This window comes from Duganella sp. GW822-FHT06D06 (genome assembly GCF_058799615.1).
Window position 1 is genome coordinate 162851 of record NZ_JBXALQ010000014.1, and the last position, 24161, is coordinate 187011.

General features: G+C 68.6%; 23 protein-coding genes and 1 pseudogene. 17 read left to right on the forward strand and 7 right to left on the reverse strand.

Going from position 1 to position 24161, the window contains the following annotated elements; all coding sequences use genetic code 11:
- The first annotated feature begins 11 nt into the window (after positions 1-11).
- Positions 12-1589 (forward strand): alpha/beta hydrolase family protein, encoded by a 1578-nt coding sequence (locus tag AC1RMD_RS23235; RefSeq protein ID WP_492929812.1) that lies wholly within the window; start codon positions 12-14, stop codon positions 1587-1589.
- A 13-nt stretch (positions 1590-1602) separates the two neighbouring features.
- Here the strand turns inward: AC1RMD_RS23235 and AC1RMD_RS23240 are convergent, their stop codons facing one another.
- On the reverse strand, positions 1603-2319 hold the full coding sequence (locus AC1RMD_RS23240; RefSeq protein ID WP_492929814.1) for a hypothetical protein: 717 nt from the start codon (positions 2317-2319) through the stop codon (positions 1603-1605).
- A gap of 167 nt (positions 2320-2486) precedes the next feature.
- On the opposite strand from AC1RMD_RS23240, the gene AC1RMD_RS23245 reads away from it, so the two are divergent.
- From AC1RMD_RS23245 to AC1RMD_RS23255, 3 genes are read left to right on the forward strand one after another with little or no spacing between them, the layout of a single operon-like run.
- Positions 2487-3746, forward strand: a complete 1260-nt coding sequence (locus tag AC1RMD_RS23245) for a sensor histidine kinase (protein WP_492929816.1) — start codon at positions 2487-2489, stop codon at positions 3744-3746.
- The gene (locus tag AC1RMD_RS23250) at positions 3743-4387 is read left to right on the forward strand and encodes a response regulator (RefSeq protein ID WP_492929818.1); all 645 of its coding nucleotides are present in this window, start codon (positions 3743-3745) and stop codon (positions 4385-4387) included. Before AC1RMD_RS23245 ends, AC1RMD_RS23250 begins: the two co-directional genes overlap by 4 nt.
- Complete coding sequence (locus AC1RMD_RS23255) at positions 4387-5169, forward strand: MipA/OmpV family protein (protein ID WP_492929820.1); 783 nt, start codon at positions 4387-4389, stop codon at positions 5167-5169. The genes AC1RMD_RS23250 and AC1RMD_RS23255 overlap by 1 nt, the downstream gene beginning before the upstream one ends.
- A gap of 19 nt (positions 5170-5188) precedes the next feature.
- Here AC1RMD_RS23255 and AC1RMD_RS23260 read toward each other — a convergent pair whose 3' ends face one another.
- Entirely contained in the window at positions 5189-5932 is a 744-nt protein-coding gene (locus AC1RMD_RS23260) for a substrate-binding periplasmic protein (protein ID WP_492929822.1), read from the reverse strand.
- Between the two features lie 185 nt (positions 5933-6117).
- Here AC1RMD_RS23260 and AC1RMD_RS23265 point away from each other — a divergent pair, with 185 nt between their 5' ends.
- From AC1RMD_RS23265 to AC1RMD_RS23280, 4 genes are read left to right on the forward strand one after another with little or no spacing between them, the layout of a single operon-like run.
- A complete protein-coding gene (locus AC1RMD_RS23265; protein ID WP_492929824.1) occupies positions 6118-8118 on the forward strand; it encodes a hybrid sensor histidine kinase/response regulator in 2001 nt (666 codons plus the stop codon).
- A 27-nt stretch (positions 8119-8145) separates the two neighbouring features.
- The gene (gene pnuC / locus AC1RMD_RS23270) at positions 8146-8706 is read left to right on the forward strand and encodes a nicotinamide riboside transporter PnuC (protein ID WP_492929826.1); all 561 of its coding nucleotides are present in this window, start codon (positions 8146-8148) and stop codon (positions 8704-8706) included.
- A 12-nt stretch (positions 8707-8718) separates the two neighbouring features.
- Positions 8719-9006 carry a hypothetical protein gene (locus tag AC1RMD_RS23275; RefSeq protein WP_492929828.1) on the forward strand — a complete coding sequence of 96 codons (288 nt, stop codon included), beginning with the start codon at positions 8719-8721 and terminating at the stop codon, positions 9004-9006.
- A gap of 59 nt (positions 9007-9065) precedes the next feature.
- Positions 9066-10613, forward strand: a complete 1548-nt coding sequence (locus tag AC1RMD_RS23280; protein WP_492929830.1) for a methyl-accepting chemotaxis protein — start codon at positions 9066-9068, stop codon at positions 10611-10613.
- A 32-nt stretch (positions 10614-10645) separates the two neighbouring features.
- Here the strand turns inward: AC1RMD_RS23280 and AC1RMD_RS23285 are convergent, their stop codons facing one another.
- Positions 10646-11437, reverse strand: coding sequence for a response regulator transcription factor (locus AC1RMD_RS23285; RefSeq protein ID WP_492929832.1), 792 nt, complete (start codon positions 11435-11437; stop codon positions 10646-10648).
- A 271-nt stretch (positions 11438-11708) separates the two neighbouring features.
- On the opposite strand from AC1RMD_RS23285, the gene AC1RMD_RS23290 reads away from it, so the two are divergent.
- Positions 11709-12200 carry a winged helix-turn-helix transcriptional regulator gene (locus tag AC1RMD_RS23290; protein WP_026334906.1) on the forward strand — a complete coding sequence of 164 codons (492 nt, stop codon included), beginning with the start codon at positions 11709-11711 and terminating at the stop codon, positions 12198-12200.
- Positions 12201-12207: 7 nt separating this feature from the next.
- Here AC1RMD_RS23290 and AC1RMD_RS23295 read toward each other — a convergent pair whose 3' ends face one another.
- Both AC1RMD_RS23295 and AC1RMD_RS23300 read right to left on the reverse strand, forming a co-directional pair.
- The gene (locus AC1RMD_RS23295; protein ID WP_492929835.1) at positions 12208-12777 is read right to left on the reverse strand and encodes an anti-sigma factor family protein; all 570 of its coding nucleotides are present in this window, start codon (positions 12775-12777) and stop codon (positions 12208-12210) included.
- Between the two features lie 9 nt (positions 12778-12786).
- Complete coding sequence (locus tag AC1RMD_RS23300) at positions 12787-13146, reverse strand: COG4315 family predicted lipoprotein (protein WP_492929837.1); 360 nt, start codon at positions 13144-13146, stop codon at positions 12787-12789.
- A gap of 346 nt (positions 13147-13492) precedes the next feature.
- Here AC1RMD_RS23300 and AC1RMD_RS23305 point away from each other — a divergent pair, with 346 nt between their 5' ends.
- On the forward strand, positions 13493-16354 hold the full coding sequence (locus tag AC1RMD_RS23305; RefSeq protein ID WP_492929862.1) for a diguanylate cyclase: 2862 nt from the start codon (positions 13493-13495) through the stop codon (positions 16352-16354).
- Positions 16355-16406: 52 nt separating this feature from the next.
- Positions 16407-17162, forward strand: coding sequence for a hypothetical protein (locus tag AC1RMD_RS23310; RefSeq protein ID WP_492929839.1), 756 nt, complete (start codon positions 16407-16409; stop codon positions 17160-17162).
- A 5-nt stretch (positions 17163-17167) separates the two neighbouring features.
- Here the strand turns inward: AC1RMD_RS23310 and AC1RMD_RS23315 are convergent, their stop codons facing one another.
- On the reverse strand, positions 17168-17626 hold the full coding sequence (locus AC1RMD_RS23315) for an OsmC family protein (protein ID WP_492929841.1): 459 nt from the start codon (positions 17624-17626) through the stop codon (positions 17168-17170).
- Between the two features lie 82 nt (positions 17627-17708).
- On the opposite strand from AC1RMD_RS23315, the gene AC1RMD_RS23320 reads away from it, so the two are divergent.
- The 5 genes from AC1RMD_RS23320 (at position 17709) to AC1RMD_RS23340 (ending at position 22923) form a co-directional block, all read left to right on the forward strand.
- Positions 17709-18269 carry a DNA-3-methyladenine glycosylase I gene (locus tag AC1RMD_RS23320; protein ID WP_492929843.1) on the forward strand — a complete coding sequence of 187 codons (561 nt, stop codon included), beginning with the start codon at positions 17709-17711 and terminating at the stop codon, positions 18267-18269.
- Positions 18266-19981: an FAD-dependent 5-carboxymethylaminomethyl-2-thiouridine(34) oxidoreductase MnmC1 gene (gene mnmC1, locus AC1RMD_RS23325; protein WP_492929844.1), complete on the forward strand. Its 1716-nt coding sequence runs from the start codon at positions 18266-18268 to the stop codon at positions 19979-19981. Before AC1RMD_RS23320 ends, mnmC1 begins: the two co-directional genes overlap by 4 nt.
- A 144-nt stretch (positions 19982-20125) precedes the next feature.
- A complete protein-coding gene (locus tag AC1RMD_RS23330; RefSeq protein ID WP_492929846.1) occupies positions 20126-20851 on the forward strand; it encodes a sensor histidine kinase in 726 nt (241 codons plus the stop codon).
- On the forward strand, positions 20848-22575 hold the full coding sequence (locus AC1RMD_RS23335) for a tetratricopeptide repeat protein (RefSeq protein ID WP_492929848.1): 1728 nt from the start codon (positions 20848-20850) through the stop codon (positions 22573-22575). Before AC1RMD_RS23330 ends, AC1RMD_RS23335 begins: the two co-directional genes overlap by 4 nt.
- Before the next feature lie 165 nt (positions 22576-22740).
- A complete protein-coding gene (locus AC1RMD_RS23340) occupies positions 22741-22923 on the forward strand; it encodes a hypothetical protein (RefSeq protein WP_492929850.1) in 183 nt (60 codons plus the stop codon).
- A gap of 24 nt (positions 22924-22947) precedes the next feature.
- Here the strand turns inward: AC1RMD_RS23340 and AC1RMD_RS23345 are convergent, their stop codons facing one another.
- On the reverse strand, positions 22948-23691 hold the full coding sequence (locus AC1RMD_RS23345; RefSeq protein WP_492929852.1) for a PhaM family polyhydroxyalkanoate granule multifunctional regulatory protein: 744 nt from the start codon (positions 23689-23691) through the stop codon (positions 22948-22950).
- A 116-nt stretch (positions 23692-23807) separates the two neighbouring features.
- Between AC1RMD_RS23345 and AC1RMD_RS23350 the strand changes: the two are divergent.
- A pseudogene (locus tag AC1RMD_RS23350) lies at positions 23808-24161 on the forward strand (DUF3108 domain-containing protein); the annotation flags it as partial.

A 24161-nucleotide genomic window follows, 5' to 3' on the forward strand; every position in this document is an offset into this window, starting at 1 on the left:
CAGGAGACTCCATGTACAAGTCAGGCCCCACTCTTTGTCTTTCCGTGCTGGTCGCCGCGTTGCTCGCGGCGCTGGGCGGCTGCGGCAGCGGCGGTAGCACGCCGGTCGCGGTCACCCCGGCGCCGGTGACGCCGACTCCGCCCACCGGCGTGGCCGACACCTCCGGCGCGCGCGGCGCGCTGCTGTTCAACCCGCCACCGCTGACGCAATCGATAGAACCCGCCGGCCTGGTGCAGGCGCTCGGCCGGCTCGGCCGGACGGGGACGCAAATCCTGGCCGCCGCCGGCCAGCCCAGGTGCAGCATCGATTTCCACCAGTTCGAATACAGCACCGTCGGCGCCGGCGGCGAAACCACCACCGCGTCCGGTTCGCTGATGGTGCCGAACGGCAGCGATCCCGCCTGCAGCGGCAAGCGCCCGGTGCTGATGTACGGCCACGGCAGCTCCTTGCAGCGCAACATCCGCATGGGCGACCTGGCGCCCGACGCGCCGTATGCCGAAACCAGCGCCGCCGCCGCCGCGCTGTACGCGGCCCAGGGCTATATCGTGATCGCGCCCAACTACGCCGGCTATGGCAGCTCGAGCTTGAGCTACCACCCGCACCACGTGGCCGAGCAGAACGGCAAGGACATGATCGACGCGCTGACCGCCGCCCGCAAGGCCTTCGCCAAGCTGCCGCACCCGGTGACCGACAGCGGCAAGCTGTTCCTGACGGGCTATTCGGAAGGCGGCTATGTGACCATGGCCACGCAGCGCGCGATGCAGGCGGCCGGCATCAGCGTCACGGCGGCGGCGCCGCTGAGCGGCAACTACGCCGAGAGCGTCTCCTACGAAAACAGCCTCGGTTCGCCGGACTTGCTGCGCGGGCTGGCCCAGGTCGGCGCCAGCTCCATGCTCGACCTCACGCTGCAGTTCACCGCCTGGCAGAAGGCCTACGGCGATCTGTACGCGGCGCCGAGCGAGCTGTACCAACCCGGCTACGCGGCCAGCATGGAGACGCTGGCGCCGACGCTGTTGCCGATCAAGCAGCTGATCGCCACCGGCAAGCTGCCGCCGCACCTGCTGGCCAATGACATGCCGGGCTACGCCGGCCTGCCGGCCGCCGAGCAGGCCGCGTACGGCACGCCGGAAACGAGCTTGCTCAAGTCGGCCTACCTGACGGCGCTGCTGAACGACATCGTCAGCCATCCGTGCCCGGTGACCTCGTCCATCGCGCCGCTCGATTGCGCCCACGCGCATCCGATGCGCGCCGCCTGGTTCAAGAACGATTTGCGCACCTGGGTGCCGAGCACGCCGCTGCTGATGTGCGGCGGCAAGGGCGATGGCGTGGTGCCGTTCAATAACGCCACGCTGACGCAGGCCTACTTCAACGCCCACGGCGTCGGCGCCGGCCTGGTGACGGTGCTCGATCTCGACACGCCGGTGCTGGCCGGCGATCCCTACGCCGGCGCCAAGAACCAGTTTGCGGAAGCCCGGCGGCTGGTGATCGCCGCCAACGGCAATCCGGCCGACCCGAATATCTACCACGACTTCCTGGCCTTCACCGGCTGCAACGTGGCGGCGCGCGATTTCTTCAAGGCTTACCAGTAGGCGGCGCCGGCCCTCAGTCGTACAGCGTGCCGATCGCCAGCGGCGCGCTGAGGGTCTCGATCTTGCCGCGCAGCGGCCAGTCGGCAAAGCGGTACAGCGCCACCTTGTAGATGCCCATCGAACTGCCTTCGAACGGGTGGGCGTCGACCAGCGGCAAGGCGCCGCCGGGGCCGTCGGTCTGGATGCGCACCTCCGGCGCGGCGCCGGCCGGATAGACGAATTTGATGCCCAGGCACTGCTTGCCGCTGAGGCGCATGCGGTAGCCCGATTCGCGCTGCGCGCCGATCAGCTGCTCGCAGGCGGCGCGCAGTTCGGCCAGGTCGTACACGCCGTCGGCGTGTGCGCGGATCGAGTAGCGGCCGCTGAAGTGGTAGTAGCCTTTCTGCCGGTTCAGGCGCAGCACGGCGTCGTCCTGGTAGGCTTGCTTGAGCATCGGCAGTTCGGCGCGGCCGAGGGCGTCGACCGCGATGGTGGTGTCGGTTTTCTCGCCCACCAGGCGCAGGCTCAGGCCGTCGAGCGGGGTGGCCGGGTCGAGCGGGCGGATCTGCATGTGGGCCTGGATCAGCGGCCGGCTGCGGGTGTAGTAGGCGAAGAAGGCGGCCGCCTTGTAGGCGTGGCGGTAGCTGTTCCATTCCGAATCGCGCTCGGCGTTGATGAGCACCTGCGGATCCGCGCCGGCATAGGCGGCCAGCGGCAGCAGGGCGGCGATGCATAACGGCAGTGTTTTCATCGGTGGGCGCGGACGCGAGTTCAGGGACTGCCGATTCTAGGTCAAAGCGCGGCCGCGCGCTCGTCGGCGAGCGTCCGCGTGGGGGAAATGCCACATGACTTCCGGCACTGTTGTTGCCCGGTGGCCTCGCGTATCATGGCCCGACTCATGCTCCCGCCAGGAACCCCATGTTGCATCGCTTCAAGAACAATCTTATCGGCATCATCGGCTTGCTGGGCTGCGTGGTCGGCGGCGCGCTCGACACCATCCATTTCCGCTTCCAGGGCGTCAAGACCGATGTGCCGCTGGGCCAGCTGGCGCTGTGGAGCGCCAGCTGGTTCACGCCGGCGCCGTCGGCGATCCGCGCCGGCACCGACCGCAATGAGTTGACCATGCTGTTGTTCATCAGCGCCTACGTGGCGCTGATGGTGCTGTTCGGGCTGTTGTTCTGGCTGCGCACCAGCGGCAGCGCCGCCGCCGCGCGGCGGCCGGCCTGGCGGGGCCGGGCGATGCTGGCGGCGCAAATGGCGATCGCGCTCGCTTATCCGCATTCCATGCTGTACCTGGTGGCCGCCGAACTGGGCCTGGTGCTGGCGCTGCGCAGCGGGCTGCGCTGGCTGGCGCTGCAAGTGCTGCTGCTGGTGCTGCTGGAGCTGGCGCCGCTGCCCGGCAACGAAGCCACCCGCAGCGACGGCCGGGTGCGCGAACTGCTGCTGGACCTGGGCACGATGGCGCTGTGGCAAGGCATCGCCTTCGGCATCGGCCACATGGCGGCGGTCGAGCGGCGCGGCCGCATCGAACTGGCGGCCGCCAACGGCGAGCTGCGCGCCACCCAGCTGCTGCTGGCCGACACGGTGCGCTCGGCCGAACGGCTGCGCATCGCGCGCGACCTGCACGACATCGTCGGCCACCACCTGACCGCGCTCAATCTGCACCTGGACCTGGCGCTGCGGCAGGCGGGCGCGACGGCGCCGCCGGCGCTGGCCACCGCGCGCGAACTGGCGCAGGGCTTGCTGGCCGAGGTCAGGGTGGTGGTCGGCAGCGAACGCGGCACGCAGCGCATCGATCTGCGCGAGGCGCTGGCGGCCTTGTGCGCCGGGATTCCGCAGCCGCGCATCGCGCTGCGCTTCGCGCCGGGGCTGGAGATCGCTTCGCCGGCCGTGGCCCACACCTTGTTCTGCTGCGTGCAGGAAGCGATCAGCAATGCCGTGCGGCACGCCGCCGCCGGCCAGCTGGACATCGAGCTGGCGCGCGCCGACGACGGCGTGTCGGTGCTGCTGCGGATCGAGGACGACGGCGCCGGCAGCCGCGCCACGGCCGAGGGCAACGGCTTGCGCGGCATGCGCGAGCGGCTGGCGCTGCTGGGCGGCGAGCTCAAGGCCGGCAACCGGCCGCGGCGCGGCTTTGGCATGGAAATCGTGCTGCCGGCCGGCGCGGGGGCGGCATGACGGCGGCCATCCGGGTGATGCTGGTGGACGACCAGATGCTGGTGCGCAGCGGCATCTGCGGCCTGCTGGCGCTGACGCCCGACATCCGCGTGGTGGCCGAGGCGGCCGACGGCGCCGGCGCGCTGGCGCTGGCCACGGCGGCCAGGCCGGACGTGCTGCTGCTCGACATCCGCATGCCGCAGCTGTCGGGCATCGCGCTGTTGCAGCAGTCGGCCGCGCTGTTGCCGCCGACCATACTGCTGACCACCTTCGACGACGACCAGGCGCTGCTGGAGGGCATGCGCGCCGGCGCCCGCGGCTTCCTGCTCAAGGACATCTCGCTGGAGCGGCTGGCCGACGGCATCCGCGCGGTGGCGGCCGGCGCCACGGTGTTCCGGCCGGGATTGACCGAACGCACCCGCGGCGCCTACGAGAGCAGCGCCGGCGCGGCGCCGCCGCAGGACGCCGGCGAGCGCCTGACCGCGCGCGAAACCGAAGTGCTGGCGCTGATGGCGGCCGGCTTCAACAACGGCGAGATCGCCGCCGCGCTGGGGCCGAGCGAGGGCACGATCAAGAATCATGTGTCGAGCATCCTGGCCAAGCTGGGCGTGCGCGACCGGGTGCGCGCGGTGCTGCGCGGACTGGAACTGGGGCATATCTGATGACGAGAAAACTAACGCTGGCGCTGCCGGCGCTGCTGGCGCTGCTGGCCTGCGGCGCCGCGCAGGCCGGCCCGACCCGCATGATGATGCCGGACGATACGCTGGACATGTACTTCGGCCTGGCGCTGAACGACCTGGTGCACGATAACGGCGGCGACCGCCGCATCACCGCCTTGCCGACGCTGTGGGTGCAGTGGAGCAGCGGCGCCTTCCTCGACCTGAACAGCGAGGACGGGCTGGGACTGGGCTGGCATTGGTCGGACGATCCGGGGCTGGCGTACGGCCCGCTGCTGCGCTTCAGCTCCAAGCAGCAGCGCCGCGACACGCCGGGCGGGCGCGGCGGCCTGGCCACCGAGGCCGGCCTGTTCGCCAGTTATCGCGTGGCGCACAACATCGGCGCCGGCGCGCGCGCCATGGCCGGCAGCGGCGGCAGCGGCCTGGGACTGCGGGCCAACCTGTGGCTCGAGGCGTCGACGCCGCTGGCGGCGCACCATACGCTGTCGCTGGGGGCCGGCGTGCTGCTGGCCAACCGGCGCTATCTGCAGGAATATTTCGGCGTGAGCGCGCAGCAGGCCGCGGTCGAGGCCAACCCGCTGTATGCGCCGCGCCAGGGCGTGCTGAGCATGTATCTGCAACCGTCCTGGGGCTGGCAGATCGGCAACAAGTACACGCTGGACACCTGGCTGCGCGTGAGCCGGCTAGGCGGGCCGGCCGCCGCCAGTCCGCTGGTGGGCCGGCGCAACCGGGCCACCGTCAGCACCGCGCTGAGCTACCACTACTGAGCTGGGCGCCGGCCGGGATTCAGGATTCGCCGTAGCGGCCGCGGATTTCCGCCAGCACGCCCTGCTTTTCCAGCCGCTCGATGGCGGCGTTCAGCAGGTCGAGGTCGGCCTGGGTGGTGCTGCTCCTGTTGAGCATCAGATGCACCGGCGCCCGCAGCACGGTGAACGGCAGCGGCGCGATGGCGATGCCCTGTTCCCGGGCTTCGTGCCGCAGGGCGGCGCTGTCGCCGAGGATCAGGTCGGCGCGTCCGGCGTCCAGCATGCGCAGGCCTTGCGCGAAGTTGCGGAAGGTGCTCAGCTGGCCGGCCTGCTGCAACACCGGCTGTACGCGCGCATAGGCGGCGCCGTACCAGCCCACCTTGGGCGCCAGCAGCGCCATTTTTTTGCCGGCCAGCGCGTCGACGCTGCGCAGGTTCCGGTAGCGCGGCAGGTTGGCGGCGCGGGTGAAGATGCTCACCGATTCGTAGCGGTAGGCCAGGCTGAAGCGCGCGTACTTGCGCCGCTCGGCGGTGTCGGAGGCGGCCAGCAGCAGGTCCAGCCCGCCCTGCTCGAACTGGCGCTGGCGGCGCGCGGTCGGCAGCTCGGGCAGCAGTTGCAGCGCGCAGCCGGCCTCCTTGAAGATCGCCTGCGCCAGTTCCAGGTCCAGCCCGGAGGGCGGGCCGTCCGGCTTGGAATACACATAGGGCGGCCATTGCTCCAGCGCCATTTTCATCTGGCATGGCGCGGCCAGCGCCGGCAACGCGGACGCGTAACTGAACGCCATGAGGTAACCGACCCAACCCGCTTGCATGGCGCAACCCCTTCTTCTCCGATGGCTACAATTTGCCAGATGTGGCGCGAATGTCAAGGGCCTCGGCGTGCCGGAAGGTAATTCCGACAACGTTGCGCTATTGTGCGCCCCTGTACGGCACAGTTGCTACACTCTGGCTTTCTGCCTCTGGAAACCGTATGCCGGCGCAATCCTCCACCGCCCTGTCCACCGTCCTGTGCGAGCCGGTCTGGCGCTTTATCGGCGCCGGCACGCCGATGCGCGACATGGTGCGGCGCCACGCATGGGAGCACACGCCGCTGGGCGCGGTCGCGCAATGGCCGGCCTCGCTGCGCACCGCCGCCGGCCTGGTCATGCACTCGGTGCATCCGATGTTCCTGTGGTGGGGCGAGCAGCTGGTGCAGATCTACAACGACGCCTACCTGCCCTGCTTGGGCGAGGGCAAGCATCCGGCCGCGCTGGGGCAGGCCGGGCGCGCTTGCTGGCCGGAAATCTGGCCCATCATCGGTCCGCAGATCGACAGCGTGCGCAACGGCGGCGCGCCGCAGCGGTATGCCGACAAGCTGGTGCCGATCCGGCGCAACGGCCGCATCGAGGACGTTTACTGGAGCTATACCTACACCCCGGTGTTCGACGAGACCGACCAGGTCGGCGGGGTGCTGGTGGTGTGCACCGAGACCACCGCCCAGGTGCTGGCCGAACGGCGCCGCCGCGCGCTGGACCTGCTGGCGCGCCACCTGCTGAACTGCCGCGACGAAGCGCAGGTGCAGGGCGCCCTGGCCGCTTGCGTGGCCGGCAATCCGGGCGACCTGCTGGACGCCAGCCTGCGGCGCGGCGCGGCGGAGGCGGAGGCGGCGGCCGACGCGGAAGCCGGCGTGGTGCTCATCCACGGCGCCGAGCTGCAACTGTGCGACGACCTGACGCTGGTGTTCCGGGTGTCGCCGCGGTTGCCGCTGGACCAGCCCTACCGCCGGTTGCTGGAGCAGATCACCGCCGCCGTGTGCGCCACGCTGGGCCGCATCGAGAGCGACCGCGCGCTGGCGCTGGCGATGGCCGAAAGCGAACGGCTGAACCTCGATCTCAAGCTGTCGGCGCGCATCAAGGATGAATTCCTGGCCATGCTGGGGCACGAGCTGCGCAATCCGCTGGCGCCCATCGTCACCGCGCTCAAGCTGATGAAGCTGCGCGGCGCCGACAGCGGCCACGAGCAGGCCGTGATCCAGCGCCAGGTCGACCACCTGGTGCGGCTGGTGGACGACCTGCTCGACGTCTCGCGCATCGCCAGCGGCAAGGTCGAGCTGCGCAAGGAAACCGTGCAGCTGTCGGACGTGCTGTACCAGGCGATCGACATGGCCAGCCCGCTGCTGGAGCAAAAGCGGCACCGCCTGCTGGTCGAGGTGCCGAGCGTGCGCTGGCACGGCGATCCGGCGCGGCTGGCGCAGGTGGTGTCCAACCTGCTCAACAACGCGGCGCGCTACACGCCGGCCGGCGGCCACATCACCTTGAGCACGCGGCGGCAGCAGCAGACCATCCAGATCCAGGTCAAGGACGACGGCTGCGGCATCGTGCCGGCCTTGCTGCCGCACATCTTCGACCTGTTCGTGCAGGGCAACCGCCAGCTGGACCGCGCCAAGGGCGGCCTGGGCATCGGGCTGGCGCTGGTGCGCAACCTGGTGCAGATGCACGGCGGCGAGGTCGGCGCCGCCAGCGCCGGCGAGGGTTGCGGCAGCACCTTCACCATCACGCTGCCGGACGGGCTGGCGGCGGGCGCGCCGGCGCCGCTGCCGCTTGAGGCCGCGCCGCCGCCGGCCGCCGCCACCGGCGCCAGGGTGCTGGTGGTGGACGACAACCGCGACGCCGCCGATTCGCTGGTCGAACTGCTGCACGTGCTGGGCTACAGCGCGGTCGCCGCCTACGATCCGGTCGAGGCCATCGCCGCCGTCGCCCGCGCCATGCCGCAGGTGGCCATCCTCGATATCGGCCTGCCCGGCATGGACGGCTACGAGCTGGCCGGCCATCTGCGCCGGCTGCCCGGCGGCGCGCAGCTGAAACTGCTGGCGCTGTCCGGCTACGGCCAGGAGGGCGACAAGGCGCGCAGCAAGCAGGCCGGTTTCGCGCTCCACCTGGTCAAGCCGATCGACATCGCCGTGCTGGAAGCCGTGTTACAGTTGCCGCAATAAACACTGTCCGCCGGATTGGAACTTCTGTTGACCGCAGCCCTGGAAATCGCCGCCAACGTCGTCATGACGGTCTCCATCGTCCTGGCCGGACGCAACAACGTGCATTCGTGGTGGCTGGGCGTGGTCGGCTGCTCGCTGTTCGCCGCGCTGTTCTACAGCGTCAACTTGTACGCCGACGTCGCGCTGCAACTGTTCTTCATCGTCACCTGTGTCATCGGCTGGCTGCGCTGGCGGCGCGGCGACAGCGGCGGCGCGCTGCCGATCAGCCGCGCCCGGCCGGCCGCGCTGGTCTGGATGGTCGGCGGCGGCAGCGCCGCCAGCGCCGCCTACGGCCTGATGCTGCAAGCCTATACCAACGCCTACGCGCCCTTCATCGATTCGGCGGTGCTGATGTTCAGCGTCGTGGCGCAGTTGCTGCTGATGGGGCGGCGGCTCGACACCTGGCCGTTCTGGCTGCTGGTCAACACCATCTCGGTGCCGCTGTACGCCAGCCGCGGCCTGCACCTGACCGCCTTGCTGTACGCGGCGTACTGGATCAACGCGCTGGTGTCCTGGTTCTTCTGGCGGCGCAAGATGGCCGCGCTCTAGATGCGATGGGCATTGCACGCAGGCCGGTCGGCCATCCGAGCAATCCGGGCGCGACGCCGCAGCCGCGTCAGCACCTTGTATCCGCAATACAGCAGGCAGGGCGAGCGCGTCGCCACCGGCATCGACCCCGACCCGCGCCAGGGCTGGAGCTTGACCGGGAATGATGTCGACGGCGACCGGCGGACCGCCCAGGCCACCCGTGCCGGCGAGCGGGTGGCGCCGCAGAGCAGCTTCGACCTGGGCGTGCCGCTCAAGCCCGACAGCAAGTTCCAAGCCCGCTTGCATGCAATGAAAGGGTGACTTTCACGGTCACCCGTTCTATGATGATATTTCCATAAGGAATTATCAGAGGAGATGCCATGCAATGGTTTTACGACTTGAGAATCGGCAAAAAGCTGATCGTCGCGTTCGGTGTGGTGATCGCGCTGACCTGTGGCCTGGGCCTGTTCTCGCTGGGCCAGCTGGCCAAGGTGAACCAGTCGTCGACCGACATCGCCACCAACTGGATGCCGGCGGTGCGCTACCTGGGGCAGATACAGGCCTCGCTGTCGCGCTACCGCATCTCCGAGGCCACCCACATCCTGCTGACCGAAGACAGCGAGATGGCCGCCACCGACAAGTCGATGGCGACCAGGCTGGACACTTTGCGCAAGCAGCAAGCCTCGTATGCGGCGCTGGTGTCCGAGCCGGAAGAGCAACGCATCTACGGCGAGCTGCAAAAATCGCTGGGCGAGTACCTGGCCACCAGCGGCAAGCTGACGGCCTTGTCGCGCGCCGGCAGCAAGGATGAGGCCCGGGTGCTGTTCCGCGGCGGTTCCAACAAGCTGTTCCGCCAGGTCAACGAGCAGCTCGACGCGCTGGTCAAGATCAACGACGCGGGCAGCGCCGCCGCCGACCAGTCGGCCAGCGCCACCTATACGATGTCGCGCCGGATGATACTCGGCACGCTGCTGCTGCTGATCGTGGTCAGCATGGGGCTGGCGACGGCGGTGGCGCGCATCGTCGCCGGGCCGCTGCAAGAGGCGGTGGCCATCGCCCGGCGCGTGGCCGACGGCGACCTGAGCGGCCACATCGTCAGCCACGGCCAGGATGAAACCGGCCAGCTGATGCATTCGCTCAAGGCCATGAACGACAGCCTGTTGCGGGTGGTGGGCGAGGTGCGCGGCGGCACCGACACCATCGCCACCGCCTCGGCGGAGATCGCCAGCGGCAACCTCGACCTGTCGGCCCGCACCGAGGGCCAGGCCAGCTCGCTGGAAGAAACCGCGTCGGCGATGGAAGAGCTGACCTCGACCGTCAAGCAGAACGCCGACAACGCGCGCCAGGCCAACCAGCTGGCGCAGTCGGCCTCCGGCACCGCGGCCGACGGCGGCAAGGTGGTGGGCGAGGTGATCGCCACCATGGACTCGATCAGCGCCTCGTCGCGCAAGATCGTCGACATCATTTCCGTGATCGACGGCATCGCCTTCCAGACCAACATCCTGGCGCTGAACGCCGCCGTCGAGGCGGCGCGCGCCGGCGAGCAGGGGCGCGGCTTCGCGGTGGTGGCCAGCGAGGTGCGCAACCTGGCCCAGCGCTCGGCGGCGGCGGCCAAGGAGATCAAGGGCTTGATCGACGATTCGGTGCGGCAGGTGGACAAGGGCACGGCGCTGGTGCAGCAGGCCGGCAGCACGATGGAGCAGGTGGTCGCCAGCGTGCGCCGCGTCAGCGACGTGGTGGCCGAGATTTCCGCCGCCAGCAGCGAACAGAGCACCGGCATCGAGGAAGTCAACCAGGCCATCGTGCAGATGGACGAGGTGACCCAGCAGAACGCCGCGCTGGTCGAGCAGGCGGCGGCGGCGGCCGGTTCGCTGCAGGAGCAGGCCGCCAAGCTGGCCGGCGTGGTCGCCGTGTTCCGCCTGCGCTGACGCGCGCGGCGCGCCGGGACGCGCCGCCGGCCTCAGCCGTGCGGCGTTTTTTTATGCTGGATCGACTGCCGGAAGGCGCTCGGGGTGACGCCCAGGCGTTCGCGGAAGGCGGTGGCGAAGTTGCCGGCGTTGTTAAAGCCGATCATCAGGGCGATGTCCTGGACGTCGATATCCGTGTCCTTGAGCAATTCCTCGCCGCGCCGGATGCGGGTTTCGCGGATGAAGGCGAACACCGTCATGCCGGTCTGTTCGCGGAACACATGCGACAGCTTTTCGCGGTAGGTGCCGACGCTGCGGGCGATTTCGGCCAGGCCGGGCAGCGTCGCCAGGTTGTCGGCGATCAGGCGCTTGGCGGCGTTGACGATGACGGCGTCGGGATCGGCCTCGTGCGCCCCGGCCTCGCCGGGCGGCGGCGCCGCGCGCGGCCGGCTGGCGCGGCGGGCCAGCTTCAGGTGCACCTGGATGCGCGCCGCCAGCTCGCCCGGCGAAAACGGCTTGGTGACGAAGTCCACGCCGCCGATCGACAGGCCCATGATGCGCTCCTCGTCGGCGTCGGCGCCGCTGAGGAAAATGATGGGGATGTCTTCGGTGACCGGATTGGCCTTGAGCAGGCGGCAGGCGGTGTAGCCGTCCATATTGGGCATGCGCACGTCGAGCAGGATCAGGTCGGGATGCTGGGCCAGCGCCAGCTGGTAGCCTTGCAGGCCGTTGACCGCCACCGAGATTTTATACGGCAGCTCGCTCAGCAGGTCGACCAGCATACGCTGCTCGAACGCGGAATCGTCCACGATCAGGATGCTCGGTTGTGTTCCGCTGGCAGTCATGGTCCACCTTCGATGCCTGGTTGATAACGTTTTATCACGCCAGTCGCTATTATGCCTATTTTTTGCATTTATTTTCCAGATTTAGCCGGTGCCGCCGTTTTTCGCCTCCGGCTTGCAAGACTGTTGCAAATTGCGCCTATCCGCAAAATATTTTTAATAGATTTCTACGCAATCAAAACCGTGGCCTCCTGTGGCAAAAGCACATGTTTCTTGGATAGACAATAATGAAATCGCTGTGATGTGCTAACCCCCTGGAACCGAGGAGTCAAAAATGAAACATACCGATTTTGGCCGTATGCCTTGCCCCATCGCCCGCAGCCTGGGCAAAGTGGGGGAGTGGTGGAGTATCCTGATCCTGCGTGATGCGTTCTACGGTCTGTCGCGTTTCGATGAATTTGAAAAAAGCCTGAAAATCGCCCCGAACATGCTGACCCGCCGCCTGGCCGGGCTGGTCGAAGGCGGCCTGATGGAGCGCCGCCAGTACAGCGCCCGTCCGCCGCGCTACGAATACGTGCTGACCAAGTCCGGCCGCGCCTTCAAGCCGGTGCTGCTGGCCTTCATCGCCTGGGGCAACGACCACCTGGCGCCGGAAGGAGCGAGCCTGCTGGTGGTCAGTCGCGAGACCGGCAAGCCGGCCGACCAGGTGCTGGTCGACGCCAACAGCGGCCTGGCCATCAACGACGAGGATTATATGTTCGCGCCGGGGCCCGCCGCCACGGATCTGATGCGTTCGCGTTTGATCGAAATCAACAAACACGCCTGATCAGTCATCACATAGCCGGTTCCAGCTGGGCGTAGACGGCGTTGGCCACGATGGCCAGCGCCGCCTTGTCCAGGTTGCCGGACAGGGCATAGCCGTAGCGCCCGTCTATCCAGTAAAACACCCTGACCTGGCCTTGCTGCGCAAAGCGGAAGCCGGTTTCCTGGTTGCGGCCTTGTTCGGTCGACACGTACAAGGTCAGGCGCGCGCCGCCGGCGTCGCGGTACATGAATTGCGCCACCGGTCCGCTCTGGCCGGGCAGCAGCCGGCCGCCCTCCAGCGCATAGCCCTGCGCCGCCAGTTGCGGCGGCTTCAGTTGCGCCCCAAGCCGTTTCGACAGCCAGGCCACCAGGTGGGCCTGCTGGTCGGCGCCCACTTCGACCGGGTGCCGCACTTCCGGCGTGTAGACCGCGTGCGCCAGCGCGGCGCGGCGCGGCAGCGCGGCCAGGCCGGCGGCGGCGCCGGTGTCGGCGTCGGCCAGGCGGCCGGCCGCGTGGTCGGCGCGCCCGCCCAGCAGCGCCCGCGCGTAGCGGCGCAGGCGCGGGATGCAGGCGATCAGGCGGTCGCGCTCGTCTTGCATGGGCGGCGCTTAGTCCTTGACCACGTGCCAGATGTCCTTGAAGTTGTCGCCGTTGCGGTCGCCCGGCTTGGTATCCTTCTTGAACAGGTACAGCGGCTTGCCGTGGTAGGCCAGCTGCTTGGCGCCGTCGTCGCGGGTGATCACCGAATACGGCGCGGCGACGTTGGCGGCCGGCGCCACGGCCGGCCAGTTCTCGCTGCACGGACCGTTGCAGGCGCTGGCGCCGGCCGTGTCCTTGTCGAAGGTGTAGACGGTCATGCCGGCCGAATTGACCAGGATGCCGTCCTTCTTGGCGACGGTATCGGCATGGGCGGCGCCGGCCAGCAGCAGGGCGGCGAACAGGGTGGACAGACGGGCAACAGTTTTCATGGCATGGGTCCTTGACGGGTGGGTGGAACGGCGGCGTAGCGGCGTTGTACCAGCGTATACGTCAGCTGCGGGCGAATTATTCCAGCGGCCGTAAAATAAATCCGCGGCGGCGGCCGCGACGTCATCCTACGCCGATCGCCGGCCGCCGGCGATGTTTCTCTGAGTTAAATAAATTTCCACTGGGAATGAAAAACGCTGTGAATTCAGGGACTTAACAAGGGCCGGCGGCGTGCTCCGCAAACTGTGGAATAATGCTGTAGCAGCGCATACATGCGTTGAGGCAATGGCGCCTGCCGCTCCGACCGGGAGCGGGTGGCACACAGTAAAAGGAAGTTATTCGGTGAATATGTTTGCGCTCGATGAAGAGCTGGCGCGCTGGCAGGCGGAGTTGTCTGAAGCGCACGGTTCCTCACGCCTGCCGCTGTTGGCTGCGCTCGCCTGGCATCTGCGCCAGCGCGACCCGCTGCGCGCGCAAACCTTGTCCGCCGAGATCGCTCCGCTGCTGGCCATGCTGCCGGCGGCCGAGGCGGCCGAGGCCGCCATACAGCGCGCCCGCCTGCTGCTGATCGGCGCCGAGGCCGAGTGGCTGAACGGCCGGCTGGACACCGCCCAATACCAGGCCGAACAAGCCTTGCGGCAGCTGGAACCGGCGTCCGCGCCGCCGGCCAGGGCCAACCGCGTGCGCGCCGACGCCTGCTGGCTGCTGGCCTGGGTCGCCAACGACCGCGGCGATAGCGCCGGCGGCGACCGCTGGCTGGAGCAGGCCGCGCTGGCCGCCCGCGCCGCCGGCGACCCGGTGCGCATCGACGTCATCGACGCCGCCTCCGGCATCTGCGACACCTTCAGCGACGGGAAGCTCGCGCAGCAGCGCTGGAGCGGGCGCTTCGGCACCGACCTGGCCGACCTGGCGCCGGTCGCGGCCGGCTGGATCAGCGACTTCTTCGGCACCTGCGCCTTCCAGCGCAGCGACTACGGCCGCGCCATCGGCCACCTGATGCTGAGCTACGAAACCGCGCTGGCGAGCGGGCAGATACGGCGCGCCATCATCGTCGCCACCAACATCGGCAACGGCTTCACCAGCCTCAACGCGCACGAGGCGGCGCTGGACTGGATGCAGCGCGGGCTGGACCTGGCGCGCCCCACCGGCTGGCCGCTGAGCATCGGCATGTGCCTGATGCAGACGGCGGAAACCCTGCGCCAGCTGGGCCAGCGCGAGGCGGCGCAAGCGCTGCTGCGCGAAGCGCTGAACACGCTGGCGCCGCTGTCCGGTTCGCGCGCCTACGCGGTGGCGCTGGAATACCAGGGCGACCTGGCGCTCGACCTGGGCAACCACGCGGCGGCGCTGGACAGCTTCACCCGCCTGGCCTCGCGCGGCGACGCGCTGGGCCAGTCCGACTTCCAGAGCAGCGCGCGGCGCGGCCGGGCGCACGCGCTGTCGCACCTGGGCCGCACCGAGGAAGCGCTGGCCGCCGCGCAAGGCGCGCTGGCGCTGGCGCGCGAACATGCCGACGCCTCCAGCCAGATCGCCGCGCTCAACGTGCTGGCCGACATCCACGCGCGCCACCGGCTGCCGCCGCCGGCCGCCATGCGGGCCGCCAATCCGGTGCTGCATTACCTGCAGCTGGCGCTGGAAATCGCCGCCACCATCGACGGCTACACGGTGCCCGGCGCGCTGCTCGACGCCACCGCGCGCGAGTACGCGGCCATCGGCGACCATGCGCGCGCCTACGCGATCGCCTTGCAGGCCAGCGCCGCGCGCGACCAGACCCACAGCCAGCAGGCGACCAACCGCGCCATCGCGATGCAGGTGCAGTACCAGACCGAACGCGCGCAGACCGAAGGCGAGCATCACCGCCAGCTGGCCGCCGCCGAGGCGCAGCGCGCCGAAGTGCTGCAGCAGACCAGCGCCACGCTGGAGCACCTGAGCGCCATCGGCCAGGAGATCACCGCCCACCTGGATGCGGCGGCGGTGTTCCGCGCGCTGGACCGCCACGTGCACGGCCTGCTCGACGCCACCCATTTCTCGGTGTTCCTGCTGGAGCCGGGCGACGAATGGCTGGCCTGCGCCTTCGGCGTGGAAGCCGGCAAGCCGGTGCCGCCGGTGCGGATGCCGCTGTCGGACCCGAACGCCAACTCGGCGCGCTGCGTGCGCGAGCGCCGCGAGATCCTGGTCGAACTGGGCGAGGCCGACGTCACGCCCAACCTGATCCCCGGCACGCTGCCGACCCTGAGCCTGATCTTCGCGCCGCTGCGGGTGGGCGAGCGCGTGCTGGGCGCGATGACGGTGCAGTCGCTGCTGGCGTCCGCCTACGGCGAGCGCGAACGGCTGATCTTCCGCACCCTGTGCGCCTACGGCGCCATCGCGCTCGACAACGCCAGCGCCTACCGCCAGGTGGCGGCGACCTTGAAGACGCTGAGCGCGACGCAGGAGCAGCTGCTGGAAAAGAACCTGGAACTGGAGCAGGCCTACAAGGCGCTGGAGGAGGTCAGCCTGACCGACCAGCTGACCGGCCTGCGCAACCGCCGCTTCTTCCTGCAGAACGTCGACGCCGATGTGGCCCTGAGCCTGCGCGCCTACGACGCCGGCCAGCATCGCGAGCTGACCGAGTGCGACCTGATCGCGCCCAACGACCTGGTGTTCTTCATGGTCGACCTGGACCACTTCAAGGAAGTCAACGACCGTTACGGCCACGCGGCCGGCGATTCGATCCTGGTGCAGATGCAGGAGCGCCTGCGCGAAGTGTTCCGCGAATCGGACTATGTGATCCGCTGGGGCGGCGAAGAATTCCTGGTGCTGGCGCGCGCCACCCACCGCGACGAGGCGCACGCGGTGGCCGAGCGCATGCGCCGCGCCGTGGCCGACCGCGAATTCGTGCTGCCGGATGGCGTGCTGCTGGCCAAGACCTGCTCGATCGGCTTTGCCTGCTTCCCCTTCCTGCCGCAGCAACCGCGCCTGCTGTCATGGTCGCAGGTGGTGGAGCTGGCCGACCAGGGCTTGTATGTGGCCAAGCGCTCCGGCCGCAATGCCTGGGCGGCGCTGTACAGCACTGCCGCCACGCGCCCGGACGGCGTCTTCCCGCGCCTGATGCAGCAGCTGGACCAGGCGGTGGAGGACGGCGAGGTACGGCTGGTCAGCAACCTGACCGGACCGCTGGTGCTGGGCGGCGAACGACGCCGCGTCGGCCTGTCGAGCGATCTCGAAACCTAGCACAGCACGCCTACCCTTGGGAGTATGCACGTGGGGTGCGCCGCCGCGCTCCTTGTGGCAATCGTTCGATTTTCTCTTCGATTTTCCCCGATTTTTTCAAGCATTGAACTATTCCCAAATTTGCCGGTCTAAATATGGGAAAGCCGAAAAAAATAGGGGAAAAAATCGAATGAATACCACAATGAGCGTGCAGGTGCCCACCGATACCCTGCTCAAACTGATCGAAAGGCTGCGCCGCCGTGGCGGCTCGCAGGATATCTCGGAAGCGATGACTTTGGCCCTCGAGCGCTGGCTCGCGGACCCGGCCGCATTCGCCCCTGGAGCCGATCCCGCAGGCCTGCACGGCTACCAATGGAAATCACTGTTCCTTCCCGAAGGCACCGTGTTGAAATCATGGAGCTACGGCGAGAACAACTACGCATGCGTTGAAGGCGACCAGATCATCCACAAGGGCCGCGCGGTCTCGCCGAACCAGTTCGCGCAATCATTCGCGCGCTCGACCCGCAATGCATGGCAAGATTTATTTATCCGTCGACCGGGTGACAAGACCTTCAAGCTAGCCAACAGGCTGCGCGCGGAATTGGCTGCCGCCGCGAAGGCGCCTGCTGCAACGCCTGCTGCTATGACGATGCCTATCCCTGTCCCTGTCCCTGCCGCAGTCGCGCCGTTGCCCGCGCCTCCAGCGCTCCCTGCGCCCCAGGCTCCGCCGTTGGCTAGCGCTCCAGCGCGCAACACCGACCGCGAGCCCGGCTGGGATTTGCCGGAGCGCAGAAAGTTCCGCTTCCGGCTGGAAGACGTCGCTTACTAGCCCGGCTATGGAGCCTCGACCACCACTGCACAATTGAGCGTATTGGCGATGTAGCACTTGTCGTGCGCTTCGTGGTGGATCGCTTCCAGTTCCTCGGCGCCCGGCGGCGCGGTGCCGGCGAAGACGATCGCCGGCCGCAGCGCGATGCGCGTCATCGCCATCTTCCCCGCGGCATTCTTACCCAGCTCGCCGATCGCGTGGTCGCGATAGCTGTCGACCGTGTGGCCGCGCTTGGCCGCGATCGACAGGAAGAACAGCATATGGCAGCTGGATGCGGCGGCCACCAGCGCCTCCTCGGGATCGACGGCGGCGGCGTCCGACATCGGCAGCGGCACCGACAGCGGCGACGACGAGGCGGGCACCGTGGCGCCGCCGTCGAACTGCCATGCGTGGGCGCGACTGTAGCGCTGTCCCAGGAAATCCTGCCCGTTGCGCGTCCATTCAATCTTTGCTTCGAATTGCATGCGATGCTCCGTCGATGAGAGGGGCCTATATGATACCCCGCTGCTTGCTATACTGACGCCTTCTCTCCTATCCTCCTCCGCCATGACCAAGACGCGCTGCAGCTGGGCCAATCCGGCCAATCCCCTCTATCTTGAGTACCACGACAAGGAATGGGGCGTGCCTTGCCACGACGAGCGCCGCTTGTTCGAGATGCTGAACCTGGAGGGCGCGCAGGCGGGCCTGAGCTGGGAGACGATACTCAACAAGCGCGAGAACTACCGCGCCGCCTTCGACCAGTGGGACGCGGAAAAGATCGCCGCCTACGACGCCGACAAGGTGGCCGCGCTGCTGGCCGACGCCGGCATCGTGCGCAACCGCCTGAAGGTGGCGGCGGCCATCACCAACGCGCAGGCCTACCTGCGCCTGCGCGCCGGCGGCAGCACGCTGGACCAGTGGCTGTGGGCCTACGTCGGCGGCAAGCCGCTGGCCGCCGACGAGGGACCGCGTCCGGCCAAGACGGAACTGTCGGACCGCATCTCCAAGGACCTGTCCAAGCTGGGCTTCAAGTTCGTCGGCTCGACCATCGTCTATGCCTACATGCAGGGCATCGGCATGGTGAACGACCATGCGCCGGACTGTTTCTGCCGGGCGCGCAAGCGATGACGCGGCGGGTGGTGCTGGATACGGAGTTCGGCCACGGCGAACGCTTCATGGCCGCATGGCGCGCCTTGCCGCCGCAGGGCGTGCTGCACTACCTGGCGCTGACGCCGCAAGTGCCGTCCGCCGACACGGTCGCCGACGCGCAGCTGCGCGCCCTGTGGCCGCTGAACGTGCCGGGCTTCCATCGCATCCTGCTCGACGACGGCCGCGTCACGCTGGACCTGCTGGCCGGCGCGCTGGACGCGGTGCTGCCGCAGATCGCCGCGCGGGTGGACGCCTTCCATGTCGCCGCCTCGTTCCCGGCGGCGCTGGCGCGCAGCCTGGCGAAGCTGGCGCTGCCGGGCGCCACCCTGGACGCGCGGTCGCCGGACGAAGCGCTGGCCTGGGCGCTGACGTCGGCGGGCTTTGCCTGCCGGACCGTCGACGGCACGCCGGACCTCGGCGCCGTCTACCAGAGCCGCAAGCCGCAGCCGGAAGCGCCACCGCCGCCGGTGCGCCGCGCGATCGTGATCGGCGCCGGCCTGGCCGGTTCGTCGGCCTGCCATCGCCTGTGCGCCAACGGCTGGCAGGTCACGCTGGTCGAACGCCACGCGGCGCCGGCGCAGGAGGCATCGGGCAACCTGGCCGGCATCTTCATGCCGCTGCTGTCCAGGGACGACAACATCCCCACGCGCCTGAGCCGCGCCGCCTACACCTTCGCGCTGCGCGAGTGGCGCCGGCTCGGCGGCGTCGGCCAGGCATTCGACGGCGCCAGCTGCGGCGTGCTGCAACTGGCGCGCGACGCCGAACATGCGACGGTGCAGCAGGAGGTGGTGGCGGCGTGGGACTATCCGCCCGAGTACGTGCGCTGGCTGGAAGCCGGCGCCGCCGGCGAACTGCTGGGCGGCGCCACGCCGCACGGCGGCTGGCTGTTTGAACTGGGCGGCTGGGTGCGTCCCGCGTCGCTGTGCGAGGCGATGCTGGATGCCTGCGGCGACCGCCTGCAGCGCGTGTTCGCGGCCGAGGCGCTGGACCTGCGAAGGCTGGACGGCGAATGGCAGGTGCGCGCCACCGACGGCACGCCGATCGCGCAGGCGCCGACCGTGGTGCTGGCCAACGGCGCCAGCGCCGTCGACATCGCGCAGGCGGCCGAGCTACCCTTGTCCCGCTTGCGCGGCCAGGTCACCCACCTGACCGTGCCCGATCCGGCGCACGACGGGCACGACGCACTCGACCCGCGCGCGCCGGCGCCGCCGCTGCTGCCGCTGGTGGTGTGCCGCGAGGCCTATGTCACGCCGCCGGCCAACGGCATCGTCTGCGCCGGCGCCACCTACGACGACGACGACGACACCGGACTGCGCGCCTCCAGCCAGCTGGAAAACCTGACCCGCCTGGCCGAGATCGTGCCCGGCGAAAGCGTCGCCGCGTTGGCGGCCAGCGCGCCGCTGGCGGGCCGGGTCGGCTTCCGCTGCGCCGCGCCGGACCGCCTGCCGCTGGCCGGCGCGCTGCCCGACTATCCATCCGCCGGCAGGCTGGAACGCCTGCGCGACGTGCCGCGCCATCCCGGCCTGTATGGCTTGCTGGGCTACGCCTCGCGTGGCCTGATCTGGGCGCCGCTGATGGCGGAACTGCTGGTGGCGCAGCTGGAAAACGCGCCGCCGCCGCTGGAAGCGATGCTGGTCGATGCGCTCGATCCCGGCCGTTTCCTGCTCAAACAGCGCCGCCGCAGCCAGTAGCCGTGGCCTCGATGCCGTTGCGTCCGCGCAAACGCCGCGCCGCGCGGCGCCATCCTTGCTTGGGCGCCGCCGACGCCACAGGCTATAATGCAGCACTAATAACAATCCCAATCGCGCCTGGCGCCGTCCATGGAGAACCGAACGATGGATGAAGAAGATGCGCAGCACTACGAAGGGTCGCCGGAGCTGTTCATGTTCCTGGCCTCGACTGTGCACGACATGAAGAACTCGATCGGCGTCCTCAATGGCACGCTGGAGAATCTGCTGGCGACCGCGCCCGCGTCGCCGGAGCAGCCGGGCTACGAACAGCTGGGCCAAATGCTGTACCAGACCAAACGCCTCAACGACAACCTGATCCAGCTGCTGGCCTTGTACAAGAACGTCGGCAAGCCTGGCTATCCGTTCGATCCGGCGGCTTGCCGCATCAGCGAGTTGGTCGAACAGGTGGCGGACCAGGCGCGCACGCTGCTGCATTCGCGCGGCATCACGCTCGACCTGGACTTCCCGCAGGACGCCATCTGGACCTTGGACGAAGACCTGATCATCGGCGTGCTGGTGCACGCGATCAACAACGCCATCCGCTACACGCGCGACCGTCTGCGCCTGGCGGTGCGCGTGGACGGCGACTATCTCGAACTGCGCGTCGAGGACAACGGCGCCGGCTTCCCGCCGTCGCTGCTGGAGGCGGGCGTCAGCGCCATGAACAGCCAGCGCAGCGCGGTCAACTTCCTCAACAACAGCAGCGGCCTCGGCCTCTACTTCTCCAGCGAAGTGGCGAAGATGCACAAGCACCGCCAACGCAGCGGCGCCATCGCGCTGGACAACGGCGGCACTTTGGGCGGCGGCTGCTTCGTCCTGCGTTTGCCATGAGCGTCGAAGCGATTACCGCCGTCGCCGAAGGCGCTGTCGACTGGGCCGAGAAGCGCTACCTGCTGGTCGACGATTTTGTCGGCATCCGCCAGCTGCTGCGCGAATCGCTGCGCAACCTCGGCGCCAAGCATATCGACCAGGCGGCCAGCGGCGGCGAGGCGATGGTGCTGCTGTCGAAGACCCGCTACGACGTGGTGCTGTGCGACTACAACCTCGGCGACGGCAAGAACGGCCAACAGGTGCTGGAGGAAGCGCGCATCCGCAACCTGATGCTGCCCAGCAGCGTGTGGCTGATGGTCTCCGCCGAAAAGAGCGTGGAGTCGGTGATGGGCGCGGCCGAGCACCAGCCGGACGCCTACATCATCAAGCCGATCACCGAGGGCGTGCTGTTGACGCGCCTGAACCGCGTGTGGAACAAGAAGCAGATCTTCCGCGAAATCGACCAGGCCTTCGCCGACAAGGACTACCTGCGCGCGGCGCGCCTGTGCGACGAGCAGGTGGCCCACAATCCGCTGCACGAGATCGACCTGCTGCGCATGAAGGCCACGCTGCTGCTCAAGAGCGGCGAGCCGGAACAGGCGCGCAAGGTGTTCGAGCAGGTGCTGGCGGAGCGCGACTACAACTGGGCGCGCTGCGGCCTGGCCAAGATCCTGATGAACAACGGCGAGCTCGAAGCGGCGCTGGCGATGTTCCAGGCGGTGATCGCCGACAACCGCTTCTACATCGACGCCTTCGACCAGCTGGCCAAGGCCTTCCAGCTGCAGGGCAAGACCGAGGAAGCCTTCGGCGTGCTGGAAAAGGCCACCAAGCTGTCGCCCAATTCGGTGCCGCGCCAGCGCGCGCTGGGCCAGACCGCGCTCAAGCTGGAGAAGATCCCGGTGGCGGAGAAGGCCTTCCGCAAATGCATAGAGATCGGCGAGTACTCGGTGATGAAGACGGTGGACGCCTTCTTCGGCCTGGCGCGCGTGTGCGCGCAGAAGAACGACACCAAGGAGGCCATCCGCCTGCTCAACGCGGCGGTCCACCAGTTCGGCGGCGACCAGGTCGAGCTGCGCGCCAAGATCACCGAGGGACTGGTGTACCACGAGACCGGCGACTACCGGCGCGCGCGCAAATCCGGCGACGAGCTGGAAGCGATGCTGGCCGACGAATCGAAGCAGCGGCCGGACACCGAGACCTGCCTCGACATGGCGACGCTGCTGTTCGCGGTCGGCGTCAAGGAAGCGCCGGTGGGTCTGCTATGCTACGTCACCCGCAACAACCACGACAACCTGCCGCTGCTGGAGGACGTGCAGAAGATCTTCGATAAGGCGCGCATGAGCGACGAGGGCATGGAGCTGATCAAGGCTTCGCGCAAGGAAGCGGCGGACATGATGAACAAGGGCGTGCTGCTGTGGAAGACCGGTAAGCTGGTCCAGGCGGTCGAGTGGATGCGGGTGGCGCGCAAGGCGCTGCCGAACAATATGCGCATCCTGTTCAACTCCGCGCAGATCCTGATCTCGCAGCTGCAGCAGACCGGCTATGTGCGCGAGCTGGCCGACGAGGCGATCGCGGTGCTGATGCATGTCGACGCCATCGCGCCGGGGCAGCAGCGCTTCGCCCAGCTGATGGAGCAGCTGGCGTTGCTGGCGCCGATGTCGGGCGTGGTGGCGGCGGCCGCCGCCAGCGAGTACGAGGCGGCCAACGGCGCCATCCAGGACAAGCATGCGGATGCCCATGAGTGACGGCTGGGCGCAACAGCGGGGCCGGCGGCGGCCTTGTTTCCGGGACGGCAAATGATTACACTGAATTTCGGCGCGGCCTGTCCGTGCCTTGATTCGCTGTCAATATTGAGAGCAAATAAAGGGCACTAAAATATGCGCGATATCGCAAAAGAAGTTTATACGAAAATGAAAGTCGGCAGCGTGGCCTGGATCCGTCCGGTCGCCGCCAAGGGCGACACCGTGGACAGTTTTCAGACCGCCCACGACAGCGCCAGACAGCTCGAACAGGAAGGCCTGATCGATATCGAGAAGGTGCAGCGACAGGCCGACGGCCTGATAGACGCCATCCGCATCCAGCGGCTGGCGTAACCGGCGCGGCGCGCCGTCAGGCCGTCAGGCCTTGACGGCGGCCGGCTTGGCTTTGGCCGGCGCGCGTTTGCGGGCCGGCGCTTTCTTCGCTGCGGCCGCCGGTGCGCCGGCGCTGCCGGCGGCCGCCGGTTTGGCCTTGGCGGCCGCCGGCGTGGCGGCTGCCGCGGCGAACTTGGCCGCCGTATCGCTGGCGCGCGCGGCGGCCGTGGCCATCATCGATTCGGACGCCATCGCCGTCGACACGGCCTGCTTGAATTGATCTTGCAGCATATTCCACCAGATCGCCGGATTGGCCATCGGCACGGGGGCCGGCTTGTCCGTCGCCGCCGCTGCCGGCTTGTCGGCCGCTGCCTGGGCAGGGGCGGGCGCCGGCGTGGGCGCCGCCGGCTTGTCCTTGTCCTTGTCCGCTTCGCGGGCGTGGTGGAAGAAGGCCGAAGCATAGGGATTGGCGTCGAAGATGGATTTGTGGTCCTTGCTCTGCGGCTGGTTGACCGCCGCCGCCAGGCTGGCGCCGACCGACTTGAGCGTGGCGATGGTGCCGCGCTGCACTTCCAGCGCCTGGATGCTACCGCGCAGCATGCTCATGTTGAGGTTGAGCCAGGTCTCGACGGCTTTCAGGTCGCTGATCTTCTTGTCCAGCTCCTCCACCGACAGCGTCGGTGCGGTCAGGCCGGGCACGCTCATGCTGCCCCACAGGTTTTTGACGAAGTCCAGCGTATCCGTCATTACTGCTGCGCCTGGTATGTTCGGCATTTGCGTATGGGCCATGGAAGTCTCCTGTAGGAATAACGTCCAGCGTAGCAGATAAAGGCGCGTGCTTCAAAAGATTTTGACAACATTTCTGCCTGGGCGCGCACTCCGGCCGAACACGTTAAACTAACGGCATGAGCTTAAGCCCCCATCTATTCCAACGCCGCCGCCTGCTGCTTTTATGTGCAGCCACGCTGGCGTTGCACTACCTGGCGATCGATTGGGTGGGCGAGCGCCTGGCGACACCGTCGCAGCGGCCGTCGCCGCTGCCGCAGTCGCTGATGACGGCGCAGCTGCGGCTGGCGCTGCCCAAGCATGTGGCGACGCCGCCCGCGGCCGAGGTCCAGCCCTTGCCGCCGGCCGCCAAGCCGGCCCGCCAACGCAAGCCGACGCCGACACCGGAGCCCGCGCCGGCAGCCGCAGCGCCGACGCCGACGTCCAGCGTGGCCGACGCCGCGCCGGTTGCCGAGGCGCCCGCGCCTGCGGCC

Excerpts from the sequence above, each read along its gene's own strand:
- AC1RMD_RS23235 (WP_492929812.1), top strand. The coding sequence starts at position 12 with ATGTACAAGTCAGGCCCCACTCTTTGTCTTTCCGTGCTGGTCGCCGCG.
- AC1RMD_RS23305 (WP_492929862.1), top strand. The coding sequence starts at position 13,493 with ATGTTTGCGCTCGATGAAGAGCTGGCGCGCTGGCAGGCGGAGTTGTCT.
- AC1RMD_RS23330 (WP_492929846.1), top strand. The coding sequence starts at position 20,126 with ATGGATGAAGAAGATGCGCAGCACTACGAAGGGTCGCCGGAGCTGTTC.
- AC1RMD_RS23255 (WP_492929820.1), top strand. The coding sequence starts at position 4,387 with ATGACGAGAAAACTAACGCTGGCGCTGCCGGCGCTGCTGGCGCTGCTG.
- AC1RMD_RS23280 (WP_492929830.1), top strand. The coding sequence starts at position 9,066 with ATGCAATGGTTTTACGACTTGAGAATCGGCAAAAAGCTGATCGTCGCG.
- AC1RMD_RS23345 (WP_492929852.1), bottom strand. The coding sequence starts at position 23,691 with ATGGCCCATACGCAAATGCCGAACATACCAGGCGCAGCAGTAATGACG.
- AC1RMD_RS23295 (WP_492929835.1), bottom strand. The coding sequence starts at position 12,777 with ATGCAAGACGAGCGCGACCGCCTGATCGCCTGCATCCCGCGCCTGCGC.
- AC1RMD_RS23265 (WP_492929824.1), top strand. The coding sequence starts at position 6,118 with ATGCCGGCGCAATCCTCCACCGCCCTGTCCACCGTCCTGTGCGAGCCG.
- AC1RMD_RS23240 (WP_492929814.1), bottom strand. The coding sequence starts at position 2,319 with ATGAAAACACTGCCGTTATGCATCGCCGCCCTGCTGCCGCTGGCCGCC.
- AC1RMD_RS23300 (WP_492929837.1), bottom strand. The coding sequence starts at position 13,146 with ATGAAAACTGTTGCCCGTCTGTCCACCCTGTTCGCCGCCCTGCTGCTG.
- mnmC1 (WP_492929844.1), top strand. The coding sequence starts at position 18,266 with ATGACGCGGCGGGTGGTGCTGGATACGGAGTTCGGCCACGGCGAACGC.
- AC1RMD_RS23340 (WP_492929850.1), top strand. The coding sequence starts at position 22,741 with ATGAAAGTCGGCAGCGTGGCCTGGATCCGTCCGGTCGCCGCCAAGGGC.
- AC1RMD_RS23245 (WP_492929816.1), top strand. The coding sequence starts at position 2,487 with ATGTTGCATCGCTTCAAGAACAATCTTATCGGCATCATCGGCTTGCTG.
- AC1RMD_RS23315 (WP_492929841.1), bottom strand. The coding sequence starts at position 17,626 with ATGCAATTCGAAGCAAAGATTGAATGGACGCGCAACGGGCAGGATTTC.
- AC1RMD_RS23335 (WP_492929848.1), top strand. The coding sequence starts at position 20,848 with ATGAGCGTCGAAGCGATTACCGCCGTCGCCGAAGGCGCTGTCGACTGG.
- AC1RMD_RS23285 (WP_492929832.1), bottom strand. The coding sequence starts at position 11,437 with ATGACTGCCAGCGGAACACAACCGAGCATCCTGATCGTGGACGATTCC.
- AC1RMD_RS23290 (WP_026334906.1), top strand. The coding sequence starts at position 11,709 with ATGAAACATACCGATTTTGGCCGTATGCCTTGCCCCATCGCCCGCAGC.
- AC1RMD_RS23320 (WP_492929843.1), top strand. The coding sequence starts at position 17,709 with ATGACCAAGACGCGCTGCAGCTGGGCCAATCCGGCCAATCCCCTCTAT.
- AC1RMD_RS23250 (WP_492929818.1), top strand. The coding sequence starts at position 3,743 with ATGACGGCGGCCATCCGGGTGATGCTGGTGGACGACCAGATGCTGGTG.
- AC1RMD_RS23260 (WP_492929822.1), bottom strand. The coding sequence starts at position 5,932 with ATGGCGTTCAGTTACGCGTCCGCGTTGCCGGCGCTGGCCGCGCCATGC.